The organism is Streptomyces sporangiiformans (genome assembly GCF_005768555.2).
In the GTDB taxonomy this organism is placed as follows: Bacteria; Actinomycetota; Actinomycetes; order Streptomycetales; family Streptomycetaceae; genus Streptomyces; species Streptomyces sporangiiformans.
In genome coordinates this window covers 178,842-193,964 of sequence record NZ_VCHX02000320.1, presented here as the reverse complement: position 1 = coordinate 193,964, position 15,123 = coordinate 178,842, and the positions used below count along the sequence as shown (strand labels likewise).

Annotated in this window: 11 protein-coding genes and 2 pseudogenes; 4 read left to right on the top strand and 9 right to left on the bottom strand. The window is 70.6% G+C overall.

The features are described from left to right. Positions 1-79 precede the first annotated feature (79 nt). From FGD71_RS40390 to FGD71_RS40365, 7 genes are all read right to left on the bottom strand, one after another. Positions 80-1,525 (bottom strand): aldehyde dehydrogenase, encoded by a 1,446-nt coding sequence (locus FGD71_RS40390; RefSeq protein ID WP_119105528.1) that lies wholly within the window; start codon positions 1,523-1,525, stop codon positions 80-82. Next, complete coding sequence (locus tag FGD71_RS47740) at positions 1,525-1,668, bottom strand: hypothetical protein (RefSeq protein ID WP_162931357.1); 144 nt, start codon at positions 1,666-1,668, stop codon at positions 1,525-1,527. The genes FGD71_RS40390 and FGD71_RS47740 overlap by 1 nt, the downstream gene beginning before the upstream one ends. Before the next feature lie 102 nt (positions 1,669-1,770). After that, positions 1,771-2,871, bottom strand: coding sequence for an NAD(P)-dependent alcohol dehydrogenase (locus tag FGD71_RS40385; RefSeq protein WP_119105527.1), 1,101 nt, complete (start codon positions 2,869-2,871; stop codon positions 1,771-1,773). A gap of 109 nt (positions 2,872-2,980) precedes the next feature. Continuing rightward, positions 2,981-4,666 (bottom strand): sigma-54-dependent Fis family transcriptional regulator, encoded by a 1,686-nt coding sequence (locus tag FGD71_RS40380; protein ID WP_205571195.1) that lies wholly within the window; start codon positions 4,664-4,666, stop codon positions 2,981-2,983. A gap of 192 nt (positions 4,667-4,858) precedes the next feature. After that, entirely contained in the window at positions 4,859-6,274 is a 1,416-nt protein-coding gene (locus FGD71_RS40375; RefSeq protein WP_119105526.1) for a phytoene desaturase family protein, read from the bottom strand. A gap of 71 nt (positions 6,275-6,345) precedes the next feature. Continuing rightward, on the bottom strand, positions 6,346-8,157 hold the full coding sequence (locus tag FGD71_RS40370; protein WP_119105525.1) for a DUF3556 domain-containing protein: 1,812 nt from the start codon (positions 8,155-8,157) through the stop codon (positions 6,346-6,348). Positions 8,158-8,264: 107 nt separating this feature from the next. Continuing rightward, a complete protein-coding gene (locus FGD71_RS40365) occupies positions 8,265-9,680 on the bottom strand; it encodes a class I adenylate-forming enzyme family protein (protein WP_119105524.1) in 1,416 nt (471 codons plus the stop codon). A gap of 265 nt (positions 9,681-9,945) precedes the next feature. Here FGD71_RS40365 and FGD71_RS40360 point away from each other — a divergent pair, with 265 nt between their 5' ends. Continuing rightward, positions 9,946-11,184 carry an RsbRD N-terminal domain-containing protein gene (locus FGD71_RS40360; RefSeq protein WP_119105523.1) on the top strand — a complete coding sequence of 413 codons (1,239 nt, stop codon included), beginning with the start codon at positions 9,946-9,948 and terminating at the stop codon, positions 11,182-11,184. A 54-nt stretch (positions 11,185-11,238) separates the two neighbouring features. Next, positions 11,239-11,394: pseudogene (locus FGD71_RS50340) on the top strand (acetone carboxylase subunit gamma); the annotation flags it as partial. Positions 11,395-11,473: 79 nt separating this feature from the next. On the opposite strand, the gene FGD71_RS40350 reads toward FGD71_RS50340, so the two are convergent. Then, positions 11,474-11,905, bottom strand: coding sequence for a helix-turn-helix domain-containing protein (locus FGD71_RS40350; RefSeq protein ID WP_119105522.1), 432 nt, complete (start codon positions 11,903-11,905; stop codon positions 11,474-11,476). A 74-nt stretch (positions 11,906-11,979) separates the two neighbouring features. Between FGD71_RS40350 and FGD71_RS40345 the strand changes: the two genes are divergently transcribed. Continuing rightward, positions 11,980-12,861 carry a class I SAM-dependent methyltransferase gene (locus tag FGD71_RS40345; RefSeq protein ID WP_119105521.1) on the top strand — a complete coding sequence of 294 codons (882 nt, stop codon included), beginning with the start codon at positions 11,980-11,982 and terminating at the stop codon, positions 12,859-12,861. Positions 12,862-13,097: 236 nt separating this feature from the next. Here the strand turns inward: FGD71_RS40345 and FGD71_RS40335 are convergent. Further along, positions 13,098-14,348, bottom strand: a pseudogene (locus tag FGD71_RS40335) (aminomethyltransferase family protein); the annotation flags it as partial. Between the two features lie 390 nt (positions 14,349-14,738). On the opposite strand from FGD71_RS40335, the gene FGD71_RS40330 reads away from it, so the two are divergent. Further along, entirely contained in the window at positions 14,739-15,107 is a 369-nt protein-coding gene (locus FGD71_RS40330; protein WP_119105520.1) for a hypothetical protein, read from the top strand. Positions 15,108-15,123: the final 16 nt, after the last annotated feature.

Here is a 15,123-nt window from a genome sequence, read left to right as displayed (position 1 = left end):
GCGGGGATCCGGTGGATCCCCGCCGCCGGGCAGTACGGCGATGGCGCGTTCTCTCGGACTCCCGCTCCGACGAACGGCATCACCTGTAGACCGTCTGGAACTGCTGGTAGCCCGTCAGCCCCTCCGGGCCCAGTTCGCGGCCGAGGCCGCTGGCCTTCACGCCGCCGAAGGGAGCGGCCGGGTCGGGGATGTAGCGGTTGACGCCGATCGTGCCGGTACGGACCCGGTGCGCGACGGCCGCGCCGCGCTCCGGGTCGGCGGTCCAGACCGTGCCACCGAGGCCGAAGTCGGAGTCGTTGGCGATGCGGACGGCGTCGTCGACGTCGTCGTAGGGGATGAGGGACAGGACCGGGCCGAAGATCTCCTCCTGAGCGATGACCGCGCTGTTGTCGACATCCGCGAACACCGTCGGCTGCACGAACCAGCCGCGCTCCAAGTCGTCAGGGCGGCCGCCGCCGGTGGTCAGGCGGGCTCCCTCGCCGCGGCCCTTCGCGATGTACGACTCCACGCGCTCCCGCTGCCTGGCCGTGGCCATCGGGCCGATCTGCGTCGCGGCGTCGCTCGCGTCGCCCACCGTGAGGGAGCCGGCCAAGGCGGTGAAGGCGTCGACGACTTCGGCGTAGCGGCTGCGCGGGGCGAGGACGCGGGTGCCGAGGAAGCAGGTCTGGCCGTTGTTGAGGAGCGTGGCGCCGAACAGGCCCTCGCCGATCCTCGTCAGGTCCAGGTCGGCGTCGTCGAGGACGATCGCCGCGGACTTGCCGCCGAGTTCGAGGGTGACCGGGCGCAGCAGTCGGCCGCAGGTCTCGGCGATGGCGCGGCCGGCGGCGGTGGAGCCGGTGAAGGCCACCTTGTCCACGGAAGGGTGGGCGACGAGGTACGCGCCGACCTCGCGGCCCGCCGGGACGATGTTGACGACGCCCGCCGGGACTCCGGCCTCCTCAACGGCCTCTGCCAGCAGGTAGGAATCCAGGACGGTCTCCGGCGAGGGCTTGATGACGAGCGTGCAGCCGGTCGCCATCGCCGGGGCGATCTTGAACATGGTGAGGGCCTGCGGGAAGTTCCACGGCACGATGGCCGCGACGACGCCCACCGGCACCTTACGGACCTCGATCGAGCCGCCGAAGAGCCCCGGCCGGGTCTCCTCGAAGACGGCGTCCCGGGCCAGGGAGGTGTAGTAGCGCAACACCGCGCTGGGGTAACCGGTCTCCAGTTGCCGGGCGACCGCGACCGGCATGCCGTTCTGGGCGCTGACCCGGTCGACGAAGCCGTCGGCCCGTCGGTCGATCGCATCGGCCAGCCGCTCCATCACCTCGGCACGCCGGGCGGGCTCCCAACTCGCCCAGCCCGACGGGTCGTCGAAGGCCGCGCGGGCGGCGGCGACGGCACGGTCGATGTCCGCCTCGGCGCCCTCGGGTACCTGTCCGAGCGGCTCCTCGGTGCTGGCGTTGACGGGGGTGATCGTACGGCTCGTGGTGGGTCGGACCCATTCGCCGCCGATGTAGAAGGTGTCGTAACGCAGTTCCATCACTCGGCTCCTTGGTCGAGAGGTCGGTCGGTGACGCGCGGGACGGCCGCCACGAAGGCATTCGGGGCGTCGAGGTGGACGAGGTGGACGAGGTGGCGGGCGCCGGGGATCACCTCGGTGCGGATCGCGGGCACACTGCGCACCGGCCGCCGCTGCGGGACGTGGAGGAAGTGGTCGCTCGGCTCACCGATCAGGAACGTGCTCGGCGCCCTCGTCCGGACGGCCGCGCGGCTGCGCCCACTTGGTCAGGCGAAGGTGAGGACGGGCTTGAGGGTGGTGCCCTTCTCGGAGTCCTCGGCCGCCTGGTTGATGTCCTCGAAGGCGTACGACTTGACCAGCTTGTCGAAGGGGAAGCGGCCTTGCCGGAAGAGGTCGACGAGCTTGGGGATGAACAGGCGGGGCACGCTGTCGCCTTCGACGATGCCGCGCACGCTGCGGCCGAAGAGGAGGGAGGACATGTCGAGGGAGGCCTCGGTGCCGAGTGCGGCGGCGCCGATGAGACCGCAGGTGCCGCCCTGGTTGAGGGCGTCGACGGCCTGCCGCAGCACGGCGGGGACGGCGGTGGTCTCCACGGTGTAGTCGACGCCGAGGCCGCCGGTGAGGTCCCGCAGCGTGGCCACCGTGTCGCCCGCGGCGCCGTTGACGACGTGTGTGGCGCCGACCTCCTTGGCCAGTTCGAGCCGCTGTTCGTTGAGGTCGACGGCGACGATGGTGGTGCAGCCCGCGACCACGGCCGCCATCACGGCGCTCAGGCCGACCGAGCCCGCGCCGAAGATGGCGATGGTGCTGCCCGCGGGGGGCTTCAGCGAGTTGAGCACGCCGCCGGCGCCGGTCTGGATGCCGCAGCCCAGCGGGCCGAGCAGCTCCAGGGGTACGGCCGGGTCCACCTTCACCACGTTCCGCTCGGTGGCCAGCGCATGTGTGGCGAACGCCGACTGGCCGAAGAACACGCCGTGGACGTCACCGGACTCCCGGTGCAGGGGCGTGCTGGCGTCCGGGCGCGAGCCCGCGAAGTTGTAGGCGAAGAACTGGTCGCAGTACGAGGGACGGCCCTGGACACACATGCGGCAGTCGCCGCACGAGTTGAAGGTGAGGACGACGTGGTCGCCGGGAGCCACGTACGTGACGCCGTCGCCGACGGCCTCCACCACGCCGGACCCCTCGTGGCCGAGCACCGCCGGCAGCGGCACCGGGTACCACTGGTCGCGGACGATCAGGTCGGTGTGGCAGACACCGGAACCCACCATCCGTACGACGACCTCGCCCGGCCGTGGGTCGTCGAGCTCCAGGGGGACGAGCGCGAAGGGGGCGCCCTTGGACTCGGTCACTGCGGCGGTGATGCGCATGGCACGGCTCCTTTGCCAGGGGGTTCTGGCCAGCAACGTAGAGCCGGGAGCTCATCCGGAACTGTTCAACTCCTGGACACCTCGGGCGCCGCAATGCACTCCGGGAGTGTCAGACGGTGATCCGGAGGGTGCGCATGCGGCTGTAGAGGGTCGTGCGGCTGATGCCGAGTCGTTCGGCGGCGCGCAGCTTGTTGCCGCCGCACTCGCGCAGCGCCGTGGCGATGGCGTCGTGCTCGGCCCGCTCCAGCGGCGTCATGCTGCGCAGCCGGGGGCTGACCTGGTAGCCGGCGGGCAGGTCGCGCGGCGTCACATCGCCCGCCGAACGGCGTCCGACGACGGTTCGTACGACCGTGCGCAGCTCGCGCAGGTTCCCGGGCCACGGGTGGCCGGCCAGGGCGGCCAGGGCGGCCGACGTGAAACGCAGCCGCCCGCCGAGGCCCAGGTCGTCGAGCATGGCCCGCACCAGGTCCGGCAGGTCCTCCGTACGGTCCCGCAGCCTGGGCAGCTCGATCTGTGCCGGGCAGGCGGCGGCGACGGCGGCACCGTGGCCGGTCAACTCGGCGAGCGGGGCGCCGGTCAGGGCGATCCACAGGTCGGGGCGTTCCATGAGCCGGCGCAGACGGACGGCGCAGGCCTCGGGCAGCAGGTGGACGTCCTCGACGAGCAGCAGGCCGGGGGCGCCGTCCGCGGCCGCGTCGAGGTCGACGAGCCACGCGGCCTCCCCGCGTACGGCCGCCTCCGACGCGTCGAACGCGCCGATCAGGACCCGGTCGGCGCCCGTCAGCGACCTCGCGGTCGTGGTGCGTCCCGTGCCGGCTGCTCCGCCGATGTACACCGGTGTACCGGGCAGGCAGTCCGCGGTCCGCGCCGGAGCGCGCCGCACGGGACCACGGCGGGGAGCGGTGGGGCGGACCTCGCCCGGGTCCGTGAACTCGAACAGCACGCCGTCCGCGCCGGGTGCGACGGCCTGGAAGCGCACGGAGACCTCCCGCCCGGAGGTCAGCCGTACCGAGCGGACCGGAGGGGACTGAGGTGACGCGCCCGTGCCACGGCGCCCGACACCGTCCGCCAGCTCGCGCAGCCGGATGTGGTCGACGGGGTCGAGGAGTTCCACGGCCGCGGGGTTCGCCAGCACCACGCCTTCGCCGAGTACCAGCACCGGCCGGTTCCGCCCGGCCGCCGCCACCTGGAAGGCCGCCAGCATGCGCTGTTCGGCGCGGCGCGCGGTGCGCAGCAGCCGCTCTTCGATGTCGTGTGCGGCGCGGGCGAGGAACGGCCTGAGGAGCGGGGAGTCGTCCCGGTCGAAGCAGGTGATGTCGAGGACACCCTCCAGCCGGTGGGTCACCGGGTGCGTGATCGGATGCCCGTAGCAGCTGAAGCCCTTGAACGGCTCCAGGTAGTGCTCCTCGCCGTGCACGGCGATGCCCTGGCGCAGCTCGTGGGCCGTGGCGATGGAGTTCGTCCCGGTCGTCTCCTCCAGGAACACCCCGCCCGCCACCACACCCAGCCCCGCCAGCCGGTCGCGCAGCCTGCGCGCCCCCACGGGCACGTCCACGATTCGTGACTCGCGGTCGGCGAGCACCACGCAGTAGGCCGCGTCACCGAGCTGTTCGGCCAAATCCGCGAGGACCGGCTCGGCCGCCGCGACGAGCCGGCTGCGCCGGTCCACGACGTCGGGTTCGACGCGGAGGTCGGGCCTGGAGGTGGTGAGCCCGCTCATCCGTGAGCGCTGCCAGGACAACGCGATCTCGGGGCGCAGGGCGCCGGTCGGCGCGTGCGAGTCGCTGCGGTGCACGGCGGCCTCCGGCGAGTACGTGCGTGCTGTCGTGCGGTGTCGGTGCGTTGGTCGTGCGATGTCGGTGCGTCACTCTGACAGTCGCAACATAAACGGATCAGTGGGGCATGGAAACCCATGCGCCGAGATGCGTCTCCAGGCAGGCCCCCGCTGGACGTACCGTGATCGCGCGTGGTTTCGCGGCGGACGGAGTCACCCGCGCAGGTGGCGCAGCGCTCGTGCGGCGGCATGGGCCCCGCACATTCCGTGCGCGCCGGGTCCGGGTGGGGTGGCCGCGGAGCACAGATAGTGGCCCGGCACCCCGGTGTCGTACGGCTGCAGGGTGGGGCGTGGCCCGAGGACGAGCTGGGCGATGTCCGTGGCGCCGGTCATGATGTCACCGCCGACGTAGTTGGGGTTGTACTCGGCGAAGCCGGGCGTCGTGCGCACCACGGTGCCGACGATCCGGTCCCGGAAACCCGGGGCGAACCGCTCGATCTGCGCGGTGATCGCCGCGGTGGCGTCACCGGTGTAGCCGTTCGGGACGTGGGCGTACGACCACACGGGGTGGACGTCGCCGACCGACCGCGACGGGTCGGCCAGATACTGCTGCCCGACCAGGACGAACGGCCTCTTGGGCATCCGCCCGGCGTGGATGTCCCGCTCCGTGGCCGCGATCTCGGCGTACGTGCCGCCGACGTGCACGGTGCCGGCGCGCCGCGCCGCCTCGGCCCGCCAGGGGACTCCGCCCTCGACCGCGAAGTCGACCTTGAACGCACCCGGTCCGTACCGGTAGCGCCGGTAGGCGCGGGCGATCCGCGGTGGCAGCAGATCGCCGAGGATGTCGGCCAGGGCCGTGGGTGTCACGTCCCAGACGGTCACGTCCGCGGGCGGGAGTTGCGGGACCGACCGCACCCGCACCCCGGTCTCGATCTTCCCTCCGAGGTCGATCAGCAGTGCCGCCATGGCATCGGTGATGCGGCGCGAGCCGCCCTCGGCGACCGCCCAGCCGTAGTGGTGTCCCGCGGTGAGGATGCCCAGCCCGATACTCGCGCTGAGCGGTCGCTCCAGGGGACGAAAGGCGTGCGCCGCGACCCCGCCCCACAGCGCCCTGGCCTCCTCGGTCCTGAACGACTTCGCCAGCAGCGACGCGGGGGTGAGCGCGGGAATGCCGAAGCGGGCGAGGTGGACGGGATGCCGGGGCAGGCGCAGGAGCGGGCCCATGATGTCGTCGCCGAAGCTGCCGTACGCCGCGGAAGGGCCCTGGAGCAGCCGCCGCCAGGCCCGGCCGTCGGCGCCGAGACCGGCGGCGGTCTCGGTCACCGAGCGGTGCAGCACCCCGGCCGTGCCGCCGTCGAGCGGATGCGCACAATCGATCTCCGGCCACGCCCACCGCAGCCCGTACCGGTCCAGGCCCAGGCCGCGCAGGAACGGCGAACCGACGGCCATGGGGTGGATGGCGGAGCAGTGGTCGTGCAGCAGTCCCGGCACGATCGCCTCACCGGAGCGGGTGCCGCCGCCGATGTCGTCGGCCGCCTCCAGCACCGTGACCCGTACGTCGGCCCGGGCCAGGGCGATGGCGGCGGCCAGACCGTTGGGTCCGGCGCCCACCACGGTCGCTGTACTCATGTCGTCCCGCCTTTCCGGAGATCTCCCGGAGATCCCGTCCCTGCCTGCTCTCCCGGAGATCCCGTCCTTGCCTACGGTGCCAGCCCCTCCGCGACCTGGGGACGTGCTGCCGACGCGGTGGGTGCCTGTGCGCGGGTCCAGGTGACGTCCAGCGGAATCGGGCCGTCGGGCAGCCACGGCTGTTCCTTGACCGCGTCCGCGACCTTCCATGTGCCCCGTTCGATCACTCCGAGCGCGGCGTCGATCACCTGGTAGTGCTGGATCCCGCGGTGGATGGGCTGCGACTCCACCCAGACGATGATCCACTCTCCGGGGGCGAACCCGATCCGGGCCTGTACGGCGTTGATCAGGTCGATGTTGTGCAGGTGGCCGTCGCCGAAGTTGAACCCGATCAGCGAGTTGCAGCCGAACTCCGCCTCCCGCACGGTGCGTTCGTCGAGATCGGGAAGGTTCTTCAGCAGCACCGAGAACAGGCCGCGGCCCTGACTGTGCATCGACCGCCAGGCGATCGTCTGCTGCATGGTGATCTCGGCGACGGCCAACGGGTAACCCATCGCCTGGAGTTGGTCGACCTGGTTCTTCGTCGGGCGGTGCGGCAGCGAGTTCAGCTTCTCCTCCGCGCCCGGCGCGAAGGCCCACAGCGCGGAGGCCCAGTTGCCCGCGTACTGCCGCATCGAGGGCAGGAACGACACCAGATCCGGGCGCAGGTTGCCGAGGACCGGGAAGAACGCCAGTCCGGCGGCGATCCCGGCGGCCAACCACGGCGAGGACATGTCGCCGACGCCGTATCCGTCCCCGGCCGGGAAGCCGAGGAACAGGAAGACCGAGAGGTACGCGAACAAGAGGTTCCACTCCAGCGGCACGGCCAGCGGGAACGTGGAGACGATGAACAGGTGGAAGACGACCATCAGTACCACCGCCGCGAGCGTGAGCCCGCGGTTCGTGGAGAACAGCAGCACCAGCGGGGTGACGATCTCGACGGTGGAGCCGCCGACGTGCGCCGTGAAGGTCGCGACCTTCGACGGGCGGATGTCGCGGGGGAAGTCGCGGTAGTGCAGCCGCTTGAGCCACTTCCCCGGGACGCACGGGCTGTTGGAGACCATCGGTGAGACGACGTTGGTGAAGTGCAGCCCGAACTTCGACACCCCGGCGCCGACCCAGATCACGCAGATCAGCAGCTTCGCCGCGATCACCATGTCGGTGAACGGCAGGACGGCGAAGAACACCAGCGCGGGCAGGTACTGCTCGCCCCGAGCGGCCAGGAAGAGCGTCTTGTCCCGCAGACCGCACAGCACGTACAGCACGATCGGCGTGATCAGCAGGGCCGGGCGCACCAGCCCGGAGGTGTTGTCCGGCAGCGCCTCGGTGAGCGACGCGCTCTCCACGCCGGGCAGCAGGACGGCCGGCAGCAGGGACATCAGGAAGGCCAGGTAGAGCAGCACGTCGCCCGCCGTGCGGCGGTCCCCGCCGGTGAACGGCACCCGCTTCCATGGCCGGAGCCGGATGGTGCCCGGCCTGGCCCAGAACAGGATCCCGCCGGTCATCGGCTTGAACTTGCCGGCGATCGGGCCCCACGACCCCGCCACCCCGACCGATTCCAGGAAGACCGTCCACAGCACCAGCTTCTGGTAGACGACCGGCTCGTTCCACCAGTGTGTGACGTTCCAGAACGGTGCGGTGCCCGAGGTCCACGTCGCCAGGGCCGTCCCGCCGAGGACATACAGGAAAATGACCTTGACCACGTAGGTGGCCGGAATCATCTTCGGCGTGCCGAATCCGTATTCCACCCAGTGCAGGGCCAGCGCTCTCAGTCGTTCCTGAAGAGGCCTCTCCAGGAACGTATCTTGCTCGACGGGCGGAAAGTCACCTGTCTTGAACCCCATTTTTGCCGCCTTTCCTGGTGTTTCTCGGCGCCGATTTCCGGTGCCTGTTTTCGGGCGTGACGAACCGCACCCGGAGATGCCCGGGTGAATAAGTGGGTGTCAGTTCTCTACTGGTTCACGGCCGATGAGCGCAGGCGCCGTTTGTCGATCTTCCCGACCGGATTCCTGGGCAGCGCCTCGGTGACCGTGACCGCCACCGGCACCTTGATCCGGGCCAGCGAGCCGCGGCAGAGCTCGACGAGCTCGCCGGCGGTGACCGTCGCGCCCGGCAGCAGGACGACATAGGCAACCGGGACCTCGCCGAGCATCGGATCGGGCACGCCGACCACTGCCGCCTCCAGCACCGCCGGGTGGGTGTGCAGGACGTTCTCGATCTCCTTGGGGTAGATGTTCTCCCCACCTCGGATGATCATGTCCTTGATCCGGTCGACGAGGACGAGATAACCGTCGGCGTCGAACCTCCCCACGTCGCCGGTGTGCAGCCAGCCGTCGACAACGGTCCTGGCCGTCTCGGCCGGCAGTCCGAGGTAGCCGCGCATGACGTTCGGGCCCCGGACCACCACCTCGCCCGCCGACCCGGCGTCCAACAGGTTGCCCTCGGCGTCCATCACCGCGACGGTCTGTCCCGGCAGGGGGAGCCCCACCGTTCCGGGCTTGCGCGGCCCGGCCGGCGGGTTCAGCGTCGAGGCGCAGGTGCCCTCGGAGAGCCCGTAGCCCTCGACGATCGGCACTCCGTACCGCTGCTCGAACCGGGCGATCAGCTCCGCGGGCATCGGTGCCGCCCCGCAGATGACGCGGCGCAGCGACGAGGTGTCCGGCCGCACGTCCCCTGGGAGCGCGACCAGCATCGCGTAGATCGCCGGTACCGCCGAGAAGTACGTGGGCCGGGCGCGTTCGACCGAGGTGAAGAAGGCCGAGGCGCTGAACCGGCCGGCGATCGTGGCGCGTCCGCCCGCCAGCAGCGGCGACAGCACGCTGACCACGATCCCGTTGACGTGGAACAGCGGCAGGACCAGGAGGCTGTGGTCGGTGTCGTCCAGGCCCAGAGCGTCGATGATCATCCGGCACATCGCGGCGACGTTGGCGTGGTCGAGCATCACGCCCTTCGGGCGTCCCGTGGTCCCGCTCGTATAGATGATCAGGGCGAGGGAATCGCTGGTGAGGGAGACGGTGTCCGCGGGGTCGTCGTCGCCCGCGGCGCGAGGGTGCGTCACCTCGGACACGTCGAGCGACCCGGCGGAGCGGGAGGCGTCGTCGGTGATCACCGCCTTCGCCCCGGAATCCTCGATCTGATGGCGCGCCTCGGCCTCGGTGAGTCCGGGATGCACGGGCGTGACCGCGGCGCCGAGCCGCCAGGCCGCGAACATGATAACGACGAGTTCCAGGCGATTCGGCAGGATCACCGCCACCACGTCGCCCGCACCGATTCCGTGTGCGCCCAGGACGGCCGCCGCGTTCCGTACCCGCGCCAGGAAAGTCCGGTTGTCCAGCTGCTCGTGGTCGTCCGCGATACAGGGTCCCATGGGATTTTCGTCGGCCCTGACGTCCGGCAATTCAGCGATGTGCTGCACGTTTCCTCACCATTGAGTCGCACCGTGACGAAGGTAGTGAGAAAAAGGTAGGGAGTGCGTACCCGGCCGACCATGGGCTTGCGTCCCAGCCCGGACTCGCGGTTTTGTGCCGCGGTCACAAAGGGAACGCGGAGACAGGTCCCGGCGAGGAGAAAGGCGAAGGGAACGTGGCGACGGGTCCTGTCGCCGACCCCGGGCGTCCGGTTACCGTCCAGCCATGAGCATCTACGTGGACGGGACCGTGCGGGATGTCGCCAAGGGCATCCAGGCCGATCTGGAGAGCCTGACTCCCGAGATGACGTCGATGTTCGTCGAGGTCATCCCCGAGTTCCGCCACGACGACGCCGTACGACGGCTGATGGTCGCCAGCACCTCCTCGAACCTGGCCGCCATCGTCGACATGCTGGCGCTGAACATCTCTCTCGACGACATCACCGTGCCGCCGGCCGCCGCCGAGTACGCCCGCCGCTTCGCCCAGCACGATCTGTCGCTGGAAGCGCTGCTGCGCGCCTACCGCCTCGGCGAGCACATGTTCGTGCAGTGGGCCGTGACCGTCCTGCGCCGTCTGGAGCTCTCCACGGACGAGGCACTGGCGACGACGAGCCGGATCGCGCTCCTGGTCAACAGTTACATCGACCAGGTGATCGAGGGCCTCATCGACATCTACGAGAACGAACGCAGACGGTGGGACGCCCGCTCCGACGCTACCCGCGCCGCGCAGGTACGCGCCGTTCTCGACGCCGAAGGGCTCGATCTCGCCTCGGCCGAGACGATGCTGTCGACGTCTCTTCGCGGATGGCACCTGGCCGCGATCATCTGGACCGGGCCCGGCTCGGCCGACCATGTCTCCTCCCAACTCCGCTTCGGCGCGGCCATGCTGGCCGCGGCCACCGGGAAGGCTCCACTGACGATCTCCGCCGACGAGCAGACATCCTGGGCGTGGATCTCCTCCGCCGGCAAGCCGGTCCTCGACGGCCACAGGCTCGAAGACGAACTCCGCGAACACCCCGCGCTCCGCATCGCCGTCGGTGACCCGTCTCCCGGACTCGACGGATTCCGGCAGACGTTCCGGGACGCGCAGCGTGCTCGCAACGTCGCCGCCACCGGAGCCGGCCCCGATCGCGCGCTCGTCCTGCACTCCCAGGTCGCGCTGGCCGGCCTCCTCGTCGACCACCTCACCGATGTCAGAGCCTGGGCCGGGCGCGTGCTCGGCGACCTCATGCGCGACGACGAGGCCACGGTCCGGCTGCGCGAGACCGTGCAGGTCTTCCTCGACGCGCGCGGCAGCTTCACCGACGCCGCCGCACGCATGCACGTCCACAAGAACACCGTCCACTACCGCGTGCGCAAGGCCGAGGAGATACTCGGCCACCCGCTCACCGAGCACCGCCTGGACATCGAAGTGGCCCTGCTGGCCTGCGCCCAGCTCGGACTCAGGCACACGGAGGGTGCATAGCCGCACGGTCACCGCCGTGGACGAGCAAGAGAGCATGGAGATGACGATCCCGACCTCGTCGAGATCCGCGAGTTCCTCTGCCCGGTCAGCGGCACGCTTCTCGACGTCGACTGCGTCCCGCCGACCTTTCCGGTGGAGGTCGACTTCACCCCCGACCTGGCGACGTTCTACACCGAGTGGCTCGGCCGCGACCTGCCAGTGACGCTGTAGGACCACGGCCGGCGGGGTCGTTCCTCCCCTCCTCGCCGGCCGTCCCCCTGCCCCTTCGGCACGGACTCCGCAGGGGGTTTCAGGGTGGCCCCGGGGCCCGCTTCCTCGGTACGGCAACAGCGCCGGACACGACGGCCCTGAGAAGGCGGCGGAAGGTGGAACATTCCATGTGGCTCGGCGCGGGGCAGGCAGCGGCGTGTCGCAGGGAGTCACGCAGGACGCCCAGTTCACGGATCCTCCGGTCCAGTTCCTCCGCCTTGGCCGCAAGCATCTGCCGGTCGATGCGCGGCTGTCCGTCCGGCGCGAACATGCGCGCGATCTCATCGAGCGAGAACCCGGCGGTGCGCCCCAACCCGATCAGCGCCAGGCGCTCCAGTACGCCGGGATCGTACTGACGGCGCAGGCCCCGCCTGCCGACCGAGGCGATCAGCCCCTTCTCCTCGTAGAACCGCAGCGTCGAGGCGGGAACCCCGGCGCGGTGCGCCACCTCCGCGATGTCCAGCCCTGTCATCCTCTTGACCTCAAGTCGACTTGAAGTAGCACGCTTTCACCTCGGCCCGACGAAGGCAAGCAAAGGAGAAGAACATGGACGTCACGCGCAGGACCGATGACGAACAGGCGGCCCGTTGGAACGGGCTCGCCGGCCACGCCTGGGTCGAGGCACAGGCGGTATTGGACGAGATGTTCAGGCCCTTGGAAGACCTACTCGTCGAGGCGGTATCCGCCGAACACGGAGGCCACATTCTCGACGTCGGCTGCGGCACCGGCAGCACCACACTGGCCGTCGCACGACGGCTCGGTCCGGCGGGTCACTGCGTCGGCATCGACATTTCCGAAACGATGATCACCGCCGCCCGGGCGCGCGCCGAGCGGGCCGAGACACCAGTGTCCTTCATCCGCGCCGACGCGCAGGATCACACGTTCGAACCCGCCGCCTTCGACGCCATCATTTCGCGCTTCGGTGTCATGTTCTTCAGCGACTCCATCCAGGCCTTCTCCAATCTACGGCGTGCCGCGAGGGACGAAGCCGGCCTGCGGTTCATCACATGGCGCAGCCCTGCGGAGAATCCGTTCATGACGACGGCCGAACGTGCCGCGGCACCACTCCTGCCGAACCTCCCCGCCCGCCGACCGGACGAGCCGGGGCAGTTCGCCTTCGCGGACCCGGGCAGGATCCACAGCATCCTGACGGAGAGCGGGTGGGCCGGGATCGACATCCGGCCGATCGACGTGGCCTGCACCATGCCCGAAAGGGAACTGGTCCGCTACTTCACCCGGCTCGGTCCAGTCGGCCTCATCCTGCACGAGGCGGACGAGCAGACCCGCGCACAGGTCGTCGAAACAGTTCGCGCTGCCTTCGACACCTATGTGCAGGGCACGGAAGTCCGCTTCACCGCGGCCTGTTGGATGGTCGGCGCCCGAGCATCGTCCGCGTCAACCGCGCCCAAGGACACAGCCAATACCTGAGAGGGCCGACGACCGGGCGGCAGACCGTCAGGGCACCTCGGGTCCTTGGTATTCGCTCATCGCGTCGATGAGCCAGCGGGCGAGGTAGTCGGCGAAGGAGGAGCGGGGGAACAGCCGGTAGGTGGGGGTCTCGTCCGTCTGCCAGAGGAGCACGGGTACGGGGCCGACCTGGGTGGCAACGGCCCGGCCCGGCTCGGCGCGCAGGACGTGCATGGTCTCGGTGCCGTACGGGGTGAAGCGATCGTCGCCCACTGCTCGGTGACCGAGGTGCAGTGGACGTCGAGCTCGGGCCACTCGGTCTGGAGCCATTCCTCCAGCCAGTCCAGGACGTGGGCGGCGTTGCCGGTCGTGGTGGTCATGAAGTAGCGGCCCTCTTCGAGGCGGAGTGTCACGCCGTCGTCGAAGATCATGCCGTCCGGCCCGCACATCACGCCGTACCGGGCGGAGCCGGGCGCGAGCTGCTTGAAGGCATTGGTGTAGACGCGGTTGAGGAACTCGCCCGCGTCGGCGCCCCAGACCTCGATCTTGCCGAGGGTGGAGGCGTCCATGAAGGCGACGCCCTCGCGGGCCGCCCGGCACTCGCGCGCCACCGCCGCGTCCATGTCCTCCCCCGGCCGGTGGTAGTACCACGGCCGCTTCCACTGCCCGACGTCCTCGAACTCCGCGTCCTGGGCCACGTGCCAGGGGTGGATCGCGGTGTACCGCTCCGGGTCGAACAGCTCGCCGCGCTCCCGGCCGGCCAGCGCGGCGAAGGCCACCGGGGTGTACGGCGCCCGGTAGGTCGTGGTGCCGATGTCGCCGGGTGAGGCGCCGCCGAGCACCTCGGCGATCACGCCGATCGCGGTGACGCCGGATGTCTTGCCCTGGTCGTTGCCGGTGCCCAGGGAGGTGTAGCGCTTGACGTGCTCGACGCTCCGCATCCCGGCGCCGGTCGAGCGCTGGACGTCGGCGACCGTGACGTCGCGCTGGAGGTCGACGAAGTGGGTGTCCCAGGCGCTGTCCGAAGGGCCGGGCACCAGCCAGAGCTGACGTGTCACGCCCCCCCCGCTCCCTGTGTCCCTGGCCGGTGGTGGCGGCACCACCGGCACCGGCACCGGGAATCCCGCGTCCGTCGCGGCCCGCGCGCCCGCCCTGGCCCCTTCGGCGACGCAACTGTCCAGCTCATACGTTCCGTTGGCGGCTCCCGCGACCTGTTGGTCGCGCACGGTGCCGTCGGGCACGAACGCGGCCAGGGCCTCGTCCCAGCGCAACGCGCCCTGGCGCTGGCTGTGCAGGTGGACCACCGAACTCCAGCCGCCCGAGACGGCGAGCAGTTCGCAGTCGAACGACTCGGCGGCGCCGGTCAGTTGGCCATCCGCGTCGAGGGCCTGGACGGTGACGCCGCTGATCCGGTGCTCGCCCGCTGTGTCCGTCACCGCGCTGCCAGTCAGGACACGCACGCCCGTGGCGGCGGCGACCTCGGCCGCCCGGCCGGACAGTTCGTACGTCCCGGCCACGGCGCCTCCATCACCATCGGTGCCGAATCCACTGACCTCCAGAAGTGGATCGACCGCGGGTACTGCCCCGGAACGGCTGACTGGCTGTGCCGAACCCACGATGCTGCCGAACCCCACCTGGCCTCCTACCGGCCAAGCCGGCAGACGGGCCCGTCCCGGTGGGAGCAGTGCGGCGACCCCGACTCCCCGGGCTCAGCCCCCGGGGGAAACGGATCTCATGCGATCAAGGTAGGGAAGCCGCCTCGGCGCCGGGGATCGGCCGAACGGCCGAGGGAACCGGCCCCGGGGGCACGGCCGTTGTGGCCGTTCGGCCGAGGCGGCGCCCGGGCCCAGCGGAGAGATTGGGATCGCACACCCTCCCGCTGAGATTCGGAGTACTTCATGCTGCGCAAGACCCTTGTCATGACGGGTGCCGGGGTGGCAGCCGTGGCCGCCGGGCTCGGCGCCCTCACCTATGCCATGAGCGGCACCGAGTCCACCACCGGGTTGGACCACCCCGTGCTGGACGCGACTGTGGACGGTCACGAGGCGCTGTCCGGTCGCATTGTCGCCAGCCGCACCCAGAGCAAGTACCACCCGCTGCCCTGGATCGGCAGCGAGGTGTCCAAGGTGAGCTGCCCGGACCTGAAGGCCGTGGCCGGGACGAAGGTGACCTGCACCGGCGAGGACGACGGCGGCAAGAGCGTCTCCATCCCCGTGGCCGTGGTGAAAGCCTCGGACTCCGCCGTCACGTGGAAGTTCGAGCGCTGAGAGGGGGCGGGACCAC